14 protein-coding genes are annotated in these 19,142 nt (G+C 43.3%); 9 read left to right on the top strand and 5 right to left on the bottom strand.

Annotation, left to right across the window (positions count from 1 at the left end):
• Positions 1–191: 191 nt before the first annotated feature.
• The 3 genes from nirD to FB6_RS05155 are packed head-to-tail and all read right to left on the bottom strand — an operon-like array spanning position 192 to position 5,740.
• Positions 192–1,802, bottom strand: coding sequence for a nitrite reductase small subunit NirD (gene nirD, locus FB6_RS05165; RefSeq protein WP_174558976.1), 1,611 nt, complete (start codon positions 1,800–1,802; stop codon positions 192–194).
• Positions 1,803–1,822: 20 nt separating this feature from the next.
• Positions 1,823–4,369, bottom strand: coding sequence for a nitrite reductase large subunit NirB (gene nirB, locus FB6_RS05160; protein ID WP_217427325.1), 2,547 nt, complete (start codon positions 4,367–4,369; stop codon positions 1,823–1,825).
• A gap of 24 nt (positions 4,370–4,393) precedes the next feature.
• Positions 4,394–5,740, bottom strand: a complete 1,347-nt coding sequence (locus FB6_RS05155) for an MFS transporter (protein WP_174558975.1) — start codon at positions 5,738–5,740, stop codon at positions 4,394–4,396.
• A gap of 448 nt (positions 5,741–6,188) precedes the next feature.
• Here FB6_RS05155 and FB6_RS05150 point away from each other — a divergent pair, with 448 nt between their 5' ends.
• The 3 genes from FB6_RS05150 to FB6_RS05140 all read left to right on the top strand — a co-directional run bounded on the left by FB6_RS05150 (position 6,189) and on the right by FB6_RS05140 (position 10,053).
• Positions 6,189–6,776, top strand: a complete 588-nt coding sequence (locus tag FB6_RS05150) for an ANTAR domain-containing response regulator (RefSeq protein WP_174558974.1) — start codon at positions 6,189–6,191, stop codon at positions 6,774–6,776.
• 3 nt (positions 6,777–6,779) lie between these two features.
• Positions 6,780–7,769 carry an ABC transporter substrate-binding protein gene (locus tag FB6_RS05145; protein ID WP_174558973.1) on the top strand — a complete coding sequence of 330 codons (990 nt, stop codon included), beginning with the start codon at positions 6,780–6,782 and terminating at the stop codon, positions 7,767–7,769.
• Positions 7,770–7,986: 217 nt separating this feature from the next.
• Positions 7,987–10,053, top strand: coding sequence for a TonB-dependent receptor plug domain-containing protein (locus FB6_RS05140; protein WP_174558972.1), 2,067 nt, complete (start codon positions 7,987–7,989; stop codon positions 10,051–10,053).
• A 105-nt stretch (positions 10,054–10,158) separates the two neighbouring features.
• On the opposite strand, the gene FB6_RS05135 is transcribed toward FB6_RS05140, so the two are convergent.
• Positions 10,159–10,440, bottom strand: a complete 282-nt coding sequence (locus tag FB6_RS05135; protein WP_174558971.1) for a hypothetical protein — start codon at positions 10,438–10,440, stop codon at positions 10,159–10,161.
• 442 nt (positions 10,441–10,882) lie between these two features.
• Between FB6_RS05135 and mdh the strand changes: the two genes are divergently transcribed.
• Together mdh and FB6_RS05125 are read left to right on the top strand one after the other, a co-directional pair.
• Positions 10,883–12,094, top strand: coding sequence for an iron-dependent methanol dehydrogenase (gene mdh, locus FB6_RS05130; protein WP_174558970.1), 1,212 nt, complete (start codon positions 10,883–10,885; stop codon positions 12,092–12,094).
• 238 nt (positions 12,095–12,332) lie between these two features.
• Positions 12,333–13,301, top strand: a complete 969-nt coding sequence (locus tag FB6_RS05125) for an alpha/beta hydrolase (protein ID WP_174558969.1) — start codon at positions 12,333–12,335, stop codon at positions 13,299–13,301.
• A 28-nt stretch (positions 13,302–13,329) separates the two neighbouring features.
• On the opposite strand, the gene FB6_RS05120 is transcribed toward FB6_RS05125, so the two are convergent.
• Positions 13,330–14,511, bottom strand: coding sequence for a transcriptional regulator (locus FB6_RS05120; RefSeq protein ID WP_174558968.1), 1,182 nt, complete (start codon positions 14,509–14,511; stop codon positions 13,330–13,332).
• A 204-nt stretch (positions 14,512–14,715) separates the two neighbouring features.
• Here FB6_RS05120 and exaC point away from each other — a divergent pair, with 204 nt between their 5' ends.
• The 4 genes from exaC (at position 14,716) to FB6_RS05100 (ending at position 18,974) form a co-directional block, all read left to right on the top strand.
• Complete coding sequence (gene exaC, locus FB6_RS05115; protein ID WP_174558967.1) at positions 14,716–16,227, top strand: acetaldehyde dehydrogenase ExaC; 1,512 nt, start codon at positions 14,716–14,718, stop codon at positions 16,225–16,227.
• Positions 16,228–16,385: 158 nt separating this feature from the next.
• The gene (locus tag FB6_RS05110) at positions 16,386–17,216 is read left to right on the top strand and encodes a DUF4198 domain-containing protein (protein WP_174558966.1); all 831 of its coding nucleotides are present in this window, start codon (positions 16,386–16,388) and stop codon (positions 17,214–17,216) included.
• 162 nt (positions 17,217–17,378) lie between these two features.
• On the top strand, positions 17,379–18,095 hold the full coding sequence (locus FB6_RS05105) for a glutamine amidotransferase (RefSeq protein WP_174558965.1): 717 nt from the start codon (positions 17,379–17,381) through the stop codon (positions 18,093–18,095).
• A gap of 249 nt (positions 18,096–18,344) precedes the next feature.
• Positions 18,345–18,974 carry a LysE family transporter gene (locus FB6_RS05100; RefSeq protein ID WP_174558964.1) on the top strand — a complete coding sequence of 210 codons (630 nt, stop codon included), beginning with the start codon at positions 18,345–18,347 and terminating at the stop codon, positions 18,972–18,974.
• The last annotated feature ends 168 nt before the right edge of the window (positions 18,975–19,142 follow it).

Raw genomic sequence — 19,142 nt, 5'->3', positions numbered from 1 at the left:
CCTTACCTAAGCATCTTTAATCCTCCCCAACCCTCCTTTAAAAAAGGAGGGAGCTTTTCTTGATTTGATCAGCTTTTTATTCAGGCCATTCCCCTCTTTTTCAAAGAGGGGTTAGGGGAGATTTCTACCTATTCATACGCTTTATTTGCCACTGTAATACATCTTAAATAAAGCTGGTTCTACTAAATGAACTAACCTGCTTTCTTTAATGCAAAATCTTTACCAAAGAGCAATTTATTACGAATATTACTGATTGGCGTTTGGTCAGAAATCAGTTCTGCATACCAGGCGCCATCTTCAGTATCACCAAACAACACTGCACCAATGACTTTATCTTTTTGAATAATAATACGTTTATAGATCTGACGTTTTTCATCATTCAAGATAATGTCTTCATAATCATCCTGTGGTTCAAAATTACCCGCTGAAAATACGTCACAGCCACTCACCTTTAATTGTGTTGGAACCGTCGGTGCTTTAAAAACCAGACTACCATGCTCCGCCAAATGCGATGCACAAATAAAGGCTTGTCCCCAAAGTGGCTCAACCAGACCAAAGGTTTGGCTGCGGTGCTCAATACATTCCCCCACCGCATAAATACTTGGGTCAAAGGTTTGCATGGTGTCATTAACTAACACCCCGCGGTTACAGCGTAAGCCTGCACTTTGCGCCAAGGCCATATTCGGACGGATGCCCACTGCAAAAACCACTAGATCGGCATCTAACACCGCGCCATCTTTCAGCTTGATTTGGGTGACATGACCCTCTTCGCCAATCAGTTGTTCAGTATTGGCTTGAGTAATGATGTTAATGCCCTTCGCTTCAATACTTTGTTTTAACAGGCTGCTTGCACGACTATCCAATTGACGTTCCATAATCCGGTCCATCAAATGCAAAACCGTCACATTCATGCCGCGTTGTTTTAGGCCATAAGCCGCTTCTAGCCCCAACAGACCACCACCAATCACCACTGCATTCTTTTTAGATTTGCAGTACTCCAGCATAGTATTGACATCATAGATATCACGGAAACTGATCACACCTTTTAAGTCCGAACCTGGAATTGGTGGGACAAAAGGTTTGGAACCTGTCGCCAGAATCAAACGGTCATAGTCCACCACTAGACCTTTTTCGGTATAGACCTGCTTGCGTGGACGGTCGATTTTCACCGCAGCATCACCGGCAATAAAACGGATGTTTTTGTCGCTATACCAGGCATGTGGATGCAGCATGATATCGTCAATGGTTTTATCGCCCGACAACACTGGTGACAGCATGATGCGGTTATAGTTGCCCCATGGCTCTTCACCAATCACTGTGACTTCATAGCGATCTGGCGCCATATCCAGTAAGTCTTCCAGACAGCGCATACCCGCCAGACCATTACCCACCAAGACCAGCTTCATCTTTTCCTGAGAAGTGCCATTGTTAGTGATATAAGTTTTTTGCGGTGTAGGACTGACCCAGACTTTGCCATTTTCAATCTTGCTTGGGAAAACCAGTAACTTTTGATCTTTATCTTCCAGACAGCGTCCGGTGGCCAGACTGAAATGCTGCTTGTAGATCGGAGATGCCACGACACGCTCGCCCTGCAAATCACCAATGATGCCGCGTGACATCACAAAAGCCTGACTGAACGGATCTTGATTGCTCAAGGCATAGATGCGTTTTTCATTGCCGACACGGAAAATGGCAATTTGCTGATTTTCAATTAAAGCCCCCACACCGGTATTGGGTGTGATGTCATCGAGGCTGCAAATTTCAATCCAATCTAAATCATTCATTTCTTTTAAAATTGTCATATTCTTTCTCCTTTATTCTTTCAAGCCTCAACAACAGGGATACGTGTCACATCACGTTCAGCCTCGGTTTTGGGACGGATTTGACCGCGAACCTCGGCGAATTGAATGTGTGGATCATTTTGTTGTTCAACTTTGGCATTGATAAAGGTTACGAAGCGTTTACGTACTTCCGGATCTTCCACCGCAGTACGCCATTCATCTTGATAGGTGCCGACCACATGGTTCATACGGCGTTCCAGTTCTGTAGCCAGACCCAGTGAGTCATTTACTACCACATCTTTTAAATAATCCAGACCGCCTTCCAGGTTGTCACGCCATACCGAAGTACGTTGTAAACGATCTGCCGTTTGAATATAGAACATGAAGAAACGGTCGATATATTTGATTAAAGTTTGGGTATCCAAGTCAGATGCCAGCAATTCCGCATGGCGTGGTTTCATGCCGCCATTTCCGCACACATACAGGTTCCAGCCTTTTTCAGTGGCAATTACCCCAACATCTTTACTTTGCGCTTCAGCACATTCACGGGTACAACCGGAAACCGCCATTTTCAGTTTATGCGGTGAACGCAGGCCTTTGTAACGATTTTCCAGGAAGATGGCCAAACCGACTGAATCATCCACCCCATAACGGCACCAGGTACTGCCCACACAAGATTTCACAGTACGTAAAGATTTACCGTAAGCATGACCGGACTCAAAACCAGCATTGATGAGTTTTTCCCAGATTTCAGGCAGTTGATGCACTTGTGCACCAAACATATCCACACGTTGACCACCGGTGAGTTTGGTATATAAGCCGTAATCTTTGGCAATTTGACCAATCGCAATCAAGCCATCTGGCGTCACTTCACCCCCTGCCATACGCGGTACAACTGAATAGGAACCATCTTTTTGGATGTTACCCAGATAATAGTCATTACTGTCTTGCAAACCGGCATGGCTTGGTTTCAGTACAAAGTCATTCCAGCATGAAGCCAAGATATTCGCAGCGGTTGGCTTACAGATATCACAACCTAAACCATGACCATGTTGGGTAATCAGATCATCAAAGGTTTTGATTTCATTGACACGTACTAGGTGATACAGCTCTTGGCGTGAGTAGGCAAAGTGTTCGCAAAGGTGGTTGTTAACCGTCACACCTTGACGTTGCAATTCAGATTTCAATACTTGAGTGACTAAAGGTGCACATCCGCCACAAGCCGTTGCCGCTTTGGTACATTTTTTTAATGCACCCAGTGAGGTTGAACCATCAGCGATGGCACTACAAATATCTGCTTTGGAAACGTTATTACATGAACAGATCGTTGCACTGTCTGGCAGCAAATCCACACCACTTCCACCCGCTTTGGCAGAAGACTGTGTATAACCCGGCATGATCAGGCTTTCCGGATTTTCCGGTACAGCCAAGCCATTCAGCATCATTTGCAACAGGTCATTGTATTCTTTGGCACAGCCCACCAGAACCGCACCCAGCAGTTTAGTTTTCTCTGCATTCACCACAATCTTTTTATAGATCATGGCATCTTCATCGGTATAAAAATAGCTGAGTGCATTTGGCATCATGGCATGCGCATCACCCACCGATGCTACATCCACACCCATTAGTTTCAGTTTGGTGCTCATATCCGCGCCGGCAAAGGTGTTGCAGTTTTGCGCCATCACATGCTTGGCTGCAATACGCGCCATGTCATAGCCTGGAGCCACCAGACCGTAGATTTTATTTTGCCACAGTGCACATTCACCAATCGCATAAATGTCTGCATCTGAGGTTTGGCAATAATCGTTAATCACGATACCGCCACGCTCACCAATGGCTAGGCCACTTTGACGCGCCAATTCATCACGTGGGCGAATCCCCGCAGAGAATAAAACGATATCGGTTTCAAGTTCAGAACCATCGCCAAACTTCATCACATGCGTGGTATTTTCACCTGCTTCAATGCATTGCGTGGCTTTTTGGGTGTGAACTTTTACCCCTAAGTTTTCAATTTTTGCACGTAAAACCTTACCGCCCAGGTCATCAATCTGAACCGCCATCAAGCGTGGAGCAAATTCCACCACATGGGTTTCAAGGTCTAGATCACGAAGTGCCTTAGCTGCTTCCAGACCCAGTAAGCCCCCACCAATCACCACACCAGATTTGGCATTCAGGCTGGCAGCACGGATGGCATCCAGATCCTCAATGGTCCGGTAAACAAAACAGTTTTCACGGTCATTGCCTGGAATTGGCGGTACGAAAGCATATGAGCCTGTCGCCAATACCAGTTTGTCATACGCAATGACTTCGCCATGATTAGTCGTAACGGTTTTGTTCAATGTGTCTATTTCAGCCGCTTTGGTGCTGAGGCGTAAATCTATACCATACGCATCGGCAAAATCTGCACGACATAAAGTTAAGTCTTTGGCTGACTTGCCTGTGAAATATTCTGTTAAATGAACGCGGTCATAAGCTAAACGAGGTTCTTCTGCCAGAATGGTAATTTCAACTTCGTCACCTGCAAGTTCAAGAACCGATTCAATGAACTTGTGCCCTACCATCCCGTGACCAATCATGACTAATTTCATATCAATTCTCCTTAATCCCTTTACTTAGCCTTGCGCCATGTTGTTACGTTCAAGTACTGCCTGTTCAAACAGTTTTTGCTCTTTTTCTTTATGCTCTACAGAGAAGCGAATCATGAGTACACAGCTCGCTGCGATCACCACCAATCCACCTAAAACCATTAATGTGGTTTGAATATCCAGCATGCCTTTCAGCAAGAAACCTGCTGCTACAGCACCCACGTTACCACCTGCACCAATGATTCCAGCTACACCACCTAAAGCATCGCGGTCAATAAAAGGAACCAGTGCATACGTTGCACCACATGCCATGTGAGTAAACAAAGCGAAGATAGTCATGGTTAGGATCGCGAGAATTGCGGTATTCATTTGCGAGAACACGATCAGGAACAAACCTTCCATCACAATCATGGTAAACAGCACTTTGGTACGGCCATCCAGCCCTTTCACCGTTGCCACTTTGTCCGAGATAATGCCGCCTAGCGCACGGGCAAACAGTGCCAACAAACCGAAAATCCCTGCTGCCATGCCAGCTTCTTTTAGTCCGAAGCTGAAATGATCGACGTAGTACATAGCCACAATATTGTGAATAAAGATTTCGATACCAAAGCAAGCTGCATAAGCACCAAACAGAATCCATACGCGGTAGTTTTTCGCAGCATGCATCAGAATCGCCATGCCACCTTTTTTCTCACTACCGACTTGAATACCCGCTGCGCGAAGTTCTTTGAAGTTGCCTTGTGGACAGTCTTGGGTAAATTTCCAGTACAGCGCACCGACTATGAGCATCATCACACCTGGGACAATCAGTGCAATTCTCCAGCCCATTGCCTGTTCAACACCAAACATCACCAAGGCAGAAAGCATTAACGGCATCAGGGCTTGAGTTGCACCGCCACCCGCATTCCCCCATCCTGCTGATGCAGCATTGGCAGTACCCACCACATTCGGTGCAAACATAATGCTGGTGTGATATTGCGTGATCACGAAGCTGGCACCAATGGCACCAATCAACAAGCGGAAAAACAGGAACGATTCATAGCTGTTGGCAGAAGCCACACCAAAAACTGGAATACTGCCGATAATCAGTAAAGCGGTATAGGTTTTGCGTGGGCCATATTTGTCACATAAAGGACCGACAATTAGGCGAACCAAAATGGTGATGGCAACGGCAGCAATATTAATATTGGCAATTTGATCTTTAGTTAAGTGAAATTCACCTGCAATTACAGGCATGAGTGGTGCACAGGCAAACCATGCGAAGAAGCAGACAAAAAAGGCGAGCCAACTCATGTGAAAGGCTCTCATCGCCGCGCTATTAAAACTAAAAAGACTTATTTTTGTAGCTTTCTTTTCATATAAATTTGAAGACATAACCTTCTCCTTCCTGAACTGAACGTATTGGGTTATCTGCTATGCGGATTGCTGCATACCAGATTCGATCAGAACGGACATCGTTGGCCGTCTTACAAATTTCTTAGAGTCGTCTTTGACTCAAAATAAGTTATGCAATGACTATGCCAATATTTAAATAATATCTTTAAATATCTATTTTTAATTAATTTTTGTTTATTCACTTTCTCTGCTTACTGCAAAACTTGAATCTAGTCCTGCTACTTCTTCCCTTCTTGACCGTTTGGATGCAATTCAGATGTGCATCCTTGTAGCGCATTTTTGCATTAAGACAGTGCACAACTATGGCCGATTCAACTTTTATATTGGATTTTAATTAAACTGCACAATTTCTTGTTAACTTTGGCATTCAAATTGCTTAATATCTAGGTGCAACTTTTCAGCCTTTGCCTGATGATATTTAGCTAATATGCCAAACCTCAAAATTGCACTGATTGATGACGATCAAGAACGTGCTAACTATATAAAAGCGTCCCTGATTGAACATCAATTCGATGTGGTCGCCTGTCTTACTATTGATCATTTAAGTATGTTCCGTCTGGAACAGTTACATGCCGATGTCATCTTGTTGGATATGGATCACCCCCACCGCGACATTATTGAAAGCTGTGTCAGCCAGTTTGATTTACCCACCGTGCTGTTCACGAAAAACAGTCATAAAGACACCATTAAAAGTGCCATTGATGCAGGGGTCACGGCATATATTGTCGACGGTATTGATCCGGCCAAACTGCAAAGCATTTTAGAAATTTCGATTGCGCAGTTTAATAAACATAAAAAACTACTGGATGATCTGGAAGATACCAAAAATAAACTGGCCGACCGTAAAATCGTAGAGAAAGCCAAAGTACTGATGATGCAATTACATTCCCTGACTGAAGAACAGGCCTTTCAATTGCTCAGAAAAAATGCCATGAGCCACCGTATGACCATTGGAGAAATGGCACGGCGTTTATTGGATGCCCAACAACTGTTACAAAACCAATTCAAGGATTAGGCCATGACAGCATTAGAAAAAACCAAAATCCAGATTGGCTACATTCCTTTGCTTGATTGTGTGGCCATCCTTTGGGCCAAACAGCGTGGCTTCTTTGATGAACTGGGCCTGGATATCACCTTAGTCAAGGAAGCCTCATGGGCCAGTCTAAGAGACCGGCTGGCCTTTGGCTTTTTAGATGCAGCACATTGCCTGTCTGCCATGCTTCCTGCCGCAGCGCTGGGTGAAGACCAGCTGGGTATTCCCTTCCAGACTGCACTGGTGCTCAGTCATAACCGTGCCTTCATCAGTCTAAGTCAGAAATTATGTTTTGAGCTGCAAATTTCAGCGCAAGATAATGCCCAGCAATCGGCAGAGAAAGTGGTCTCTGCCATACAAACACAACAATCAATTCATCTGGCGCATGTATTTAAACAGTCGATCCATCATTATTGTTTAAGAGAATGGTTGGCCCTCGCCAATGTTGAGGTCGCGCAAACAACCAAACTCACCATTCTTCCGCCCCCTTATATGGTCGAAGCTTTGGGCAATCATGTGATTGATGGTTTTTGTGTCGGCGAACCCTGGAACACCCAAGCTGAACTGTTGGGCATCAGCCAGATTGTAGCCAGCAGTCAGGATATTATTCCCAAGGTTGCAGATAAGGTACTGGCCGTAACGTCTGACTGGGCAGCTCAACATCCCAATACACACCTTGCCCTCATTCAGGCGATTCAAAAAGCACAGCGCGAATTGCAGATGCTGGAGGACTATACGGAAGTCTGGAAGATGCTGGTTGACTTCAATATTGTTCAATTTCAATGCTCCGACAGCATTCATGTGCAAAAGTTCCATTCAATTCAAAATATAATCCGTCACTTTGCCGATGATTCATCGCAACCTCAAATTGAAGATTTTCGGTGGCTGATTCAGCAAATGCAGAAATGGGATCAGATCGAAATCGATGCTGATCAGATCGACAGCATCAGCCAAAACTGTATTCTGTCGTTGTGATCATTTGCGAAGAATGATGTGTATCAAATCCTTTAAATCGTAGCATTGCTCCAGTACTTCCAATCAGTTCAGGAATCTGGAGCTAAATCATTCTTTTTGAGTATATTTATTACTTCAATCCAATTTTTATCTTTTATTTTCAGTTACCCTATTTTCCACAAAATTTCTCCACATTTTTACGCTATCTTACGCAAAATTACATTTGGAACATCCAATAATGAAGCGCATCGCACCGCGTTGGCAACTGAGCACATTAAGTTGTGCCTTGCTCACTTTTATGTCCTCCACTTGGGCTGCCGATACAACTACAACAAACGGCACTACAGAGCAGGCTGCTCCGGTGCAGACACTCGCCACTTTAAAACTCGAAGCAACACCAGCGACGGCAAAAGATCCGGACATCAGTGCCGTGGCCAAAACCATTGTCACCCGTGAAGAAATGCTGCAATTTGGCGATCAGTCGGTCAATGATGCTTTACGTCGTGCCGCCGGTTTTCAGATGCCGACTCCGGGACAGGGTCCACGCGGTGGCGGTGGTGCTTCTGGTATGCGCTTCCGTGGCGGCGGCGCACCGGTCTTCTTGATCAATGGCGAAGCGGTGCAAGGAGGTCCACGTGGCGGCATGTCTATTGTCGACAGCCTGACACCAGACATGATTGAACGCATCGAAATTACCAAACAGCCGAGTGTGGCCCAAGCCTCAGTTGCTTCTTCAGCAGTGATCAATATTATTTTAAAACAGCCGCTGGATAATGCCCGTATCAGCGGCAATGTCCGTTTGGGCTATGGTCTGGCTAAATCTGACCAGCAGGAAGAACAACGTAAAAATATTAGCCTACAAGCCGATGGACGCGATAATGCCTGGTTATATAGCCTGTCGGCCAACCAGATGTGGAATGACACCACCTCAATTACCCAGACGCAAAGCAATGGCCAGTCCCGTGAACAAAAACGCGTGACTGATCGCAAGTCACAAATGCTGGCACCGCGGGTGGAATATGAGTTAGATGATCAGCAAAAACTGGTTGCAGAATTGTTCTATCGCAATAATGAAAGCGAAGGCTCACGTGACGATCAGCTGCAAAATGATAAAAATGACAGTATCCGTTTAAATACCCGTTATGAACGTAAAGACAAAGGTAATTCGGACAAGATTCGTCTCTCTGTTGAACAGCAGAATGAAACTGAATCAACCCGTTCTACCCTGCTGAATAGCTATACGGATGAAACAGTCAATGAATATGGCATTGCATACGATGGTGTACGCAAACTGGATGAAAATAAACAAATCAAGTTCGGTACAGATATCCATAGCAACGAACTGGAAAGCAATGTCAGCCAGACTTTGGATGAGCAGCAATATGCCTTGTATGCTGAAGGCAGCTGGAAATTTACTGACCGTCAAACCATCACCTTAGGTGCACGTCAGGAATGGATTAACCGCTCTGGTCTGGTGGAATATAGCGACCATCATTTAAGCCCGGTCTTAGCACACCGTTTTGACTTTGATGATCACTGGTCTTTACAAACCAATATCAGCCAGGCTTTCAAAAGTCCAAAGGCAGACCGTTTATTACCGACGGTTTCCATTTCTACAGATAGTGATGCCGGCAGCCTGAACAACCCGGATCGTGCAGGTAATCCGGATTTACGTCCTGAAAAAATTACGGCATATGAGTCCACCTTGGGTTATAACACCCCATCAGGCGGGATCAATATTACGGCGTTCCAGCGTGAAATTGACGACTACATTGAAAAAGTCATCCGTCAGGAAGGCACGCGATTTGTAGAACGACCTGTCAACCAGGACAATGCCAGCACTTATGGGGTTGAAATTGCAGGACGCTATGCCCTCAAACAAACGGAAAATGGTCATTCATTTATGTTGAATGGACAACTGTCTACCGTGCGCGCCAAAGTTGAAGATATCAATCATCAAGAACGTTTAGTTAGCGATGTCGCACCTTATACAGCCAGTGCCGGTTTGTCTTATAATTATCAGCCGTGGCGTATTGCAACCAGTGTCAATCTGAACTATGTACCAGAATTTACACGTGCTTTGGATAACCAGCCTTATAACCGCACCAGTAACGAACGCGTGAATATGGATATCAGTGTAACCAAACGCTTTAATGATGGCTGGGCTGCCAGTCTAAATGCGCGTAACATTTTCAGTACTGACTACAAAGAGCGCTTAAACAATCAATCGGATGGCAGTCTGTACGAAGCACGGGTGAATCAGGCGATTCCAAGTGTGTTAATCAGCGTTGAGAAAAAATTCTAAAGTAAAAAAACCGGTGCATAAGCACCGGTTTTTTGTCGTATTGGTCTGATTTAAAATGCTTCAGATATCCATGGATAAAATGGATTTGTGAAACTCATTACCAGATTAATTCTGATTTTGCAGTTCTTTAAGCATGCTGGCAATCCTTGAGGTATGTTGCCGATTTCCCTTTTGTTCCATAACTTTATTTTCTATACGCCAAAGGTATTCAAAGATTTCTGACTCGCTCGAATGACTACAAATCATGCTAAAAATTTTAGGTAAATATTCTTCGTATTCATCAGCCATGGATGGGTTATAACGAATACCTAAGGGGTCCCATTCTTTCAGTAATATTTTATAGATCGCATGCAACAAGTTTGCATCTTTATTATGATCGACTTTCATTAAACCACCCCATCCTTAGGAATTTAATATAAAAATCAGCTATATGGCAATATAATTTACTTTATTGAATATGATCAAGTCCTTTTTTAGAACTTGCATTAAATAATTTTAAGATCAAATCTATAAAACTTTATCAATAGTAAAATGGTAATTTTTTTAATCTATCTTCGGCTTATAATAAACTTTATAAAAACCTATTCCAACTAAAATTAAATACTCAATCCGGTTTTTTATAATAAATATGCTCGAGCACATGTCTAATGTACTTTATAAATGTGTAAACAGGACATAATTTATTATTCAAAAACACACAAAATAAAAATAAATTCAATCACTTAAAATGGTAGGTATTTGGTAGGTAGGATTTTTCTATTGTTCATTTGATACTCAACTTACGGTGAGGGTCACCGATAATATAATCAATGGTAGAAGGAATCGCACCATGGCTTTTAAAAATATTGCAGATCAAACGAACGGTTTTTATATTCCTTGTGTTTCACTTTTCGGACCAGGCTGTGCCAAAGAAATTGGTGCCAAAGCCCACAATTTAGGTGCGAAAAAGGCTTTGATTGTGACGGATGCAGGTCTGTTCAAATTTGGCGTTGCAGATACCATTGCAGCGTACCTGACCGAAGCAGGTGTAGACAGCCATATTTTCCCGGGCGCAGAACCTAACCCGACTGATATTAACGTCCATAATGGCGTACAAGCCTATAATGATCATGGCTGTGACTTCATTGTCTCTTTGGGTGGCGGTTCATCACATGACTGTGCCAAAGGTATTGGTCTGGTGACGGCTGGTGGCGGTCATATTCGCGATTATGAAGGGATTGATAAAAGTACTGTCCCTATGACGCCGCTGATTGCCATCAATACCACCGCAGGTACAGCCTCTGAAATGACTCGTTTCTGTATTATCACCAATACCGAAACCCATGTAAAAATGGCGATTGTTGACTGGCGTTGCACACCGCTGATTGCCATTGACGATCCCAAACTGATGCTCGCCAAACCAGCCAGCCTGACTGCTGCTACGGGTATGGATGCGCTGACGCATGCGGTTGAAGCCTATGTCTCAACTGCTGCCAATCCAATTACTGATGCCTGTGCAGAAAAAGCCATCAGCATGATTAGCGAATGGCTCAGTCCAGCCGTAGCCAATGGTGAAAACCTAGAAGCCCGTGATGCGATGAGTTATGCACAATATCTTGCAGGTATGGCTTTTAACAATGCTTCATTAGGTTATGTCCATGCGATGGCACATCAACTGGGTGGTTTTTATAACCTGCCGCACGGCGTATGTAATGCTGTCTTGTTACCGCATGTCTGTGAATTTAACCTGATTGCCTGCCCTGACCGCTATGCCAAAATTGCCCAGCTGATGGGAGTCAATACAGAAGGCCTCACGGTCACTGAAGCTGCATTTGAAGCCATCAATGCCATTCGTCAACTGTCTGCTTCTATTGGTATTCCTTCCGGCTTGGCTGAGTTGGGGGTTAAAGAAGCTGATCTTGGCATCATGTCAGAAAATGCGCAAAAAGATGCCTGCATGCTGACCAATCCACGTAAAGCGACGCATACTCAAGTGGTCAATATCTTTAAGGCAGCTTTGAAACCGAATGCATCGGTTGTCGATTTTAAAGCTGCAGTGTAATAACTCTGTGTAAGTCTTCTCTCCTATCTGGTGACTTACATTTTTGGCAACCGATGTTCCCGCTCTATTCTAGTGCGGTTGAGGAAATAGTCTTGAACCGGTTATTTCCTCAGCTGATCCCTGAACCCTGTATAACACCGGATCAGGAATATGGTTGCTTCTTTTTTACAATTCAATTTGACAAATCTTTAAGCATCATGAAGGATAAAAGAAAATAATTCCTGCTTAGAGTATAAAAATGACAAATAGCACCACCGAACCGGTTTATCAACTCGATGTATTGGGTTCAGGCTATGAACAGGCCACTTTAAATTTCCCAGATGATTATGAAGGCGAAGTCACGGCCACCCTGATTAGAAAAAAAGCCGCCCAGCCGACGTCCAAAGCGGTTCTGTATATACATGGTTTTATCGATTATTTTTTTCAAACTGAAATGGCAGAACAGTTTAATCAACATGGTTTTGACTTTTACGCCCTGGACTTGCGTAAATATGGACGCTCTTATTTGCCGCACCAAAAATATTATAACGTACGTGAAATTGCAGAATACGATGCAGAAATTGACCAGGCCCTGGCAATTATTGGTGCAGAAGGTCATGATGCGGTCTTGCTAAGCGGACATTCGACTGGTGGTCTCACCACAACCTTATATACTGCACATCATCCTGATCATCCCTTGATTAAAGCACTCTGGGTCAATAGCCCTTTTTACGACTTCAACATGAATCCAATCAAGAAAAAACTGGGCATTCCCAATTTAAGTCGTGTCGGTAAAATCTGCCCGGATTTAAAATTTCCAAGTGAACTGAATAAATGGTATGTCCCTAGTTTGCATAAAACCATGCATGGCGAATGGGACTTTAATCTGGAATGGAAACAGCCAACCTACCCTTTGGTCCGTTTGAGTTTTGTGCGGGCCATTTATGAAGCTCAGAAAGAAATTCATCAAGGCGTGAGCTTAAATGTTCCGGCCTTGGTCATGCATTCAGACCAGACCAAGAATCCGAAAAAATGGCATAGGTATGCACAAACCACGGATGTGATTTTAGATGTTAAGCATATTGATAAATATGCCAGAAAAATGAAGGGTGATATCACCATCAGTAAAATCAAAAATGGCTTGCATGATTTGGTATTATCAGAACAACCTGTACGCGAAAACGTGTATCAACAACTGTTTGATTGGTTAGCATTAAAAGGTTTATAAAAAAACACTTAAAAGCCATTTTTATACCTTAACTATCTTTATATTTTAATAAGGTTTGATGCACAGGATGCGTCTTGGGCATCAATTCAATTAAACGCTCCACTGCATCAATCGCTTCCGGGAATCTCGCCACGTGTTTTAGCAGTACATCGGTTTCATTGGCTTTAAAAATGGCATCACTTAAGCGGGACTCCAGACAATCACGCCATGCACATAAAAATGGACTTTCTGTTTTGGCCAGAAAAACACCTGTACACAATTTTAAGGCAGAATCGATATAGCCAGCATCTAGAGACTGCTCTGTCAGTAAGAAATCTGCTTCTACATGCGCCAATAACCGATAAGGTCTGGAACCGAGCATACCGCCCAGGACATCGCGTAATTGTGACATTTCCGCTTTCAATGTGCCCATACTGACTTTACGTTCACCATACAGTGCCTGATGCAGGCTATCCAGGCTTAAGCCCTGCGGACACAGTGCCAAGATGGTCAAGATTTCAATTTGGCGTGGGGTCAGCACCAAAACCTTTCCATTAAACATGACCTGCGGCACAGAAAAAGCCCGTATAAACAATTGCTGCTTCTGGTGTTCCAGCAAAGCCGACTGGATAATTGAGGCACAGCGCTCTGCCGCCAGTAAGCCCAGACTGTTGTGCTTCTGCCAGGTGGTCGACAGGTCAATCACTCCCAGCACCTGCTTGGAATAAGGATCAATAATCGGCGCGGCATAACACACCCAGTCATGAATAGAGGACATATAATGTTCATTGGAAAACACACAGCTGGATTGCTGGGTTTTTAAAGACAGTGCCAAGGCATTGGTGCCCACCAATTCTTCACGCCATTGCCCACCTTCAATAAAATGGACACTTTCTGCTGCACTTTGCATTTGCGGACTGGAGGCGGTCCAAATGATGGTACTGCCGATATCACCTACGGCCAGCACCATGGAAGATTGTTCTGCAATATGTTTTAAATCCTGCGCGCAATGTTGCAAGGCATGCGCTAAGGCAGAAGGATAAGTTTCTTTTTGTAAATGAACCAGCGGTGCTGCCACCCGATCTTTGGGAATTTCCGCAGATGTTGAACGCTGCCAGGAACTTGCAATGCTTTGTCCCAACTGTTCAGCATGCGATGCAGACAGACTGCTGCTATGCCTAAACTGTTCAATTTTCTGTCTTTTTTTCATTAAATCCTGTTTCGTCATCATTCCTTATTCTCACAACAATTCATGACTTACATCCACTGTAATCCCTATTCTTTTAAGACAGTGAAAAAAGATTGTAAACCTTCTTGTATCCAACCTTTCTCCAACCTTGTTCAGGTTATGCTACTTAAATAATGTACAAAAGTACCTTATACCAAAGCTGTAGATGCAGTTTGATCACACTAGAATAAGCAAAGGAACATACATATGCGTTACGTCGATCCTAATCAACCCGGTTCAAAAGTTCAGTTCAAAGCCCAGTATGAAAATTTCATTGGTGGACAATGGGTTCCACCTACCAAAGGCGAATACTTTGACAATATTTCTCCGGTAGACGGCAAAGCCTTTACCAAAGTTCCACGTTCTAGCGTGGAAGATATTGAACTTGCTCTCGATGCTGCACATAAAGCCAAAGCACAATGGAACGCTTCATCACCAACAACGCGTTCCAATTTGCTGTTAAAAATTGCAGACCGCTTAGAGGCCAATCTGGAACTTTTGGCTGTCGCTGAAACCTGGGATAACGGTAAACCGGTTCGTGAGACTCTTGCTGCAGATATTCCTTTGGCCATTGACCATTTCCGTTATTTTGCAGGCTGTATCCGCGCCCAGGAAGGCGGCATTTCAGAAATTGATGAAGATACCATCGCCTACCATTTCCATGAACCTTTAGGTGTGGTCGGGCAAATTATTCCCTGGAACTTCCCGATTTTAATGGCGACATGGAAACTGGCGCCAGCTTTGGCTGCGGGTAACTGTATTGTGCTCAAACCGGCTGAACAAACCCCGGTCAGCATTTTGGTACTGGTTGAACTGATTCAGGATCTGCTGCCTGAAGGTGTTTTAAACGTGGTCAATGGTTATGGTGTCGAAGTGGGTCGTCCACTGGCGACCAATCCACGGATTGCCAAAATTGCCTTTACCGGTTCGACTTCGGTTGGTCAGCAGATCATGCAATATGCCACTGAAAATATTATCCCGGTCACGTTAGAACTGGGCGGTAAATCACCGAACATTTTCTTTGAAGATGTCATGGCTCAAGACGATGACTATCTGGATAAAGCACTGGAAGGTTTTGTGATGTTTGCCTTGAACCAGGGTGAAATCTGTACCTGTCCTTCTCGTGCCTTAATTCAGGAAAGCATTGCCGACAAGTTTTTAGAGAAAGCCATTGAGCGGGTTAAACGCATTAAAACCGGTCACCCGCTAGACACAGACACCATGATTGGTGCTCAAGCATCGCAAGAACAGCAAGATAAAATCTTGGGCTGTATTGCTACAGGTCGTGCCGAAGGTGCTGAAATCTTGACGGGTGGCGGAGAACGCTGTGAAGTGGGTCAAGGCTTCTATATTGAACCGACCATTTTCAAAGGTACCAATGACATGAAAATTTTCCAGGAGGAAATTTTCGGGCCGGTACTTTCAGTCACCACATTTAAAGATTTTGACGACGCTATTAAAATTGCCAACGACACCATTTATGGTCTAGGTGCAGGTGTCTGGTCTCGTTCGGCGCATACCTCTTACCGTGCCGGTCGTGCCATTCAGGCTGGTCGTGTATGGACCAATTGCTACCACATCTACCCTGCACATGCGGCATTTGGCGGTTATAAGAAATCAGGGATCGGGCGTGAAAACCACAAGATGATGCTGGATCATTATCAGCAAACCAAAAACCTGCTGGTGAGCTATTCAACCAAACCGGCTGGCTTCTTCTAATCTGTAATCCATGGAATAAAAAATGCGAACTTCGGTTCGCTTTTTTATTTATGATTCATAGTTAGCTATAAACAAATGATAATGATTTTTATTTACAATAATACTTTAACCCTTTTAGAATAAGCCCCGATATATTCGCTTATGGTTTAAATCACTTCATGTCATTCAAAAAATCTGCATTATTCATTTGTGCTTCAATTCTATGTATTCATTCTACTCATGCTCATTATCCTTTTGTCGCCCCGTTAAATTATCAAAATTTCAATAATCAAAGTGCCATTATTGCGGGCTTTTATGACAATCCTTTTGCCTCTGAAGTTCAAATCAAAAACTTTCAGTTTCATATCATCTCTCCCAATGGAACAAAAACAGAAATTCAAGAAAAAGACTGGATTCATGCGGGAAGCTTAAGTAACTACAATTTGAACCATCGAGAAGATGGCAGTTACCGCATTCAGGGAACACGCCATGCTCAAAGTTCGCAGTTTGCAAATGTGAACGGCCAATGGAAAACCCTTCTACCCAATCAACCCAATAAAACGAAACCAACACCTGAGCATGTCATATTTAAACATCAGCTCAAGCCGAATGCTGTGGTGAAAACAGTACAGACTCAGGAGGTCATTGAAACTGTCATTTCACGTCGAGCCATTACCAATCGTGCTTTAGCAATCACAGGCAAAGGATTTGAAATCGAGTTTATCAGTCATCCCAATGCCATCAAAATCAATCAACCGGTGCAATTGCGTTTGCTCAACAATGGCAAGCCGATTGCTGATACAGAAGTCAAATTATTTGCACAAACCCATGATTTTTCCCGTAATGCAACACAAGCCAGCTACCGTACAAATGCCAACGGGGAATTCAACTTTATACTGACGCAGAAAGATCAATACTTGCTTAAAGTCGATTATCAGGAACCCTTCAATACCCCTGAGCAAGAGCTGAATCGTTATAAATATACATTAAGCTTTAATGCGATTCAGTAACCCCTCATGCCTAAACAGCGCTTAGACAGCAAGAATCTGTCTAAGCTTTTAGCTTGTGGTTTAAATGTTTGAATAATTTTACAAATAGCCTATCAAGTTTCTTCTTATCTATGCGTCATTCAGCATAAAATGGATTTAAAAGCTTTTTAGATCAAACAGAATATGCAACTTGACAATAATTTCCCCGACACCATTTATGCCATTCAACATCTTGCCTTTGAAGACCTGGGCGCATTGGAAGATGTGTTCTATCAACTTGGTTTTCGGGTGCGTTATTTTGAAGCGGGTGTGGATGATTTAACTAAAGCATTTCAGCATAAAGGCCTCACTATTATTTTAGGTGGCCCGATTGGAGTCTATGAATCGGAAGATTATCCATTCTTACAACAAGAAATAGACTTACTTAAAGTGCGTTTAGAAGAAAATTTACCTACTTTGGGTATTTGTCTTGGTGCTCAACTGATTGCTCATGCCTTGGGTGCTAAAGTCTATGCAGGCCACCAAAAAGAAATCGGTTGGAGCAAACTCAGTCTTTCCAGTACCGAAAATAATCCGCTTGCCTCTTTAGCTGATACTGCGGTATTACACTGGCATGGCGATACTTTTGATTTACCTGAACAAGCAGAGTTGTTGGCCAGTTCAGCAATATATCCCCATCAGGCTTTTTCAATCGGAAAGAATATTCTGGCTTTACAATTCCACATTGAAGTTGCCGCAGACAGTTTAGAAAAATGGTTGATTGGACATACCTGCGAATTACGTAAAGCCAATATCAACATCCCGGCTTTACGCGCCGACAATGAAAGCTATGCATCTACTTTAGAAGAAAAAGCTGCACAAATTTTTAGCCAATGGATGCGAAATTTGATCAACAACTAAGGATAACAAGCCATTCAGGGTAAGTTCACCTTCACCGCTTATAAACGGCTAACACGACGACCCTGAAATTTACTTACAAGCATTCTGATTTACTCAGCAGCTTTCTACACAAATCGCCAATTTTCAGTCGTATTTCGGATCTGTCTATATCCATAGGCAGATTTTATAGACTTGACTGACTGCTGTTTGCTTTCTTTTTCACTCAAAAATCCGTATAACCACTGTAGTTTATTGCCGAAGTTAAACCGCATGACCCCATTTCTCAGTATAGCCCTCATTCATTTCTTTGCGCTGATCAGTCCCGGCCCTGATTTTTTCTTCGTCACGCAAAGCGCAATCCGCCAATCACGCACACATGCATTATGCGCTGCACTAGGGGTCTCGTTGAGTATTTTGGTCTGGTCGATTTGTGCCATCAGCGGACTGCATTTTTTATTTCAGAAAATAGCCTGGCTGCAGCAGGTGCTGATGATTTTAGGTGGTCTCTACCTACTTTATTTAGGCATACAATTACTGAAATCCGCTTTCAATAAAAATCCGACACCTAGCGCAAAAAACCAGGATGAAACTCTGCCGCAAAAATCCCACAGCATGCTATTAGTTCAAGGTTTTCTGACCAATATGGCAAATCCCAAAGCACTGGTCTATTTCAGCAGTGTCTTTTCCATCGCCATTAGTACAGAAGTCAGCATTTTCGAGCAAAGCTCATTGCTGGCACTGGTTTTTATTGAAAGTCTGATGTGGTTTTCTGCTGTTGCTCTGGTGTTTTCTGCACCGAAAATTAATCATTATTATCAGAAATTCAGCAAGAAAATTGACGGCATTACCGGCGGGATTTTTATCAGTTTTGGCTGCCTGCTGATTTTAAACCGTGATTAACACATCTAAAATCATTTAAACAAAAAAAGCACCATCAATGGCACTGCTGTCCCATAGTTTGCTTTAAATAAAAAACCTGAGTCTAAAGTAGTTAAAATATAAGTGCGACCAAACACTTTAACTATAAGGACTCAGGTTTTGTCACATCAGAATACCGTATTTCATCAA

Source organism: Acinetobacter bouvetii (assembly GCF_902753875.1).
In the GTDB taxonomy this organism is placed as follows: domain Bacteria; phylum Pseudomonadota; class Gammaproteobacteria; order Pseudomonadales; family Moraxellaceae; genus Acinetobacter; species Acinetobacter bouvetii_A.
Note: the sequence above shows the minus strand (reverse complement) of the source record. Positions and strands in the feature narration are given on the sequence as shown.

What these genes read in the sequence shown, in the direction of transcription:
- FB6_RS05140 (WP_174558972.1), top strand. Translation starts at nt 7,987, where the DNA reads ATGAAGCGCATCGCACCGCGTTGGCAACTGAGCACATTAAGTTGTGCC.
- FB6_RS05110 (WP_174558966.1), top strand. Translation starts at nt 16,386, where the DNA reads ATGTCATTCAAAAAATCTGCATTATTCATTTGTGCTTCAATTCTATGT.
- FB6_RS05155 (WP_174558975.1), bottom strand. Translation starts at nt 5,740, where the DNA reads ATGTCTTCAAATTTATATGAAAAGAAAGCTACAAAAATAAGTCTTTTT.
- FB6_RS05100 (WP_174558964.1), top strand. Translation starts at nt 18,345, where the DNA reads ATGACCCCATTTCTCAGTATAGCCCTCATTCATTTCTTTGCGCTGATC.
- FB6_RS05125 (WP_174558969.1), top strand. Translation starts at nt 12,333, where the DNA reads ATGACAAATAGCACCACCGAACCGGTTTATCAACTCGATGTATTGGGT.
- exaC (WP_174558967.1), top strand. Translation starts at nt 14,716, where the DNA reads ATGCGTTACGTCGATCCTAATCAACCCGGTTCAAAAGTTCAGTTCAAA.
- nirD (WP_174558976.1), bottom strand. Translation starts at nt 1,802, where the DNA reads ATGACAATTTTAAAAGAAATGAATGATTTAGATTGGATTGAAATTTGC.
- FB6_RS05120 (WP_174558968.1), bottom strand. Translation starts at nt 14,511, where the DNA reads ATGATGACGAAACAGGATTTAATGAAAAAAAGACAGAAAATTGAACAG.
- mdh (WP_174558970.1), top strand. Translation starts at nt 10,883, where the DNA reads ATGGCTTTTAAAAATATTGCAGATCAAACGAACGGTTTTTATATTCCT.
- FB6_RS05135 (WP_174558971.1), bottom strand. Translation starts at nt 10,440, where the DNA reads ATGAAAGTCGATCATAATAAAGATGCAAACTTGTTGCATGCGATCTAT.
- FB6_RS05150 (WP_174558974.1), top strand. Translation starts at nt 6,189, where the DNA reads ATGCCAAACCTCAAAATTGCACTGATTGATGACGATCAAGAACGTGCT.
- nirB (WP_217427325.1), bottom strand. Translation starts at nt 4,369, where the DNA reads ATGAAATTAGTCATGATTGGTCACGGGATGGTAGGGCACAAGTTCATT.
- FB6_RS05105 (WP_174558965.1), top strand. Translation starts at nt 17,379, where the DNA reads ATGCAACTTGACAATAATTTCCCCGACACCATTTATGCCATTCAACAT.
- FB6_RS05145 (WP_174558973.1), top strand. Translation starts at nt 6,780, where the DNA reads ATGACAGCATTAGAAAAAACCAAAATCCAGATTGGCTACATTCCTTTG.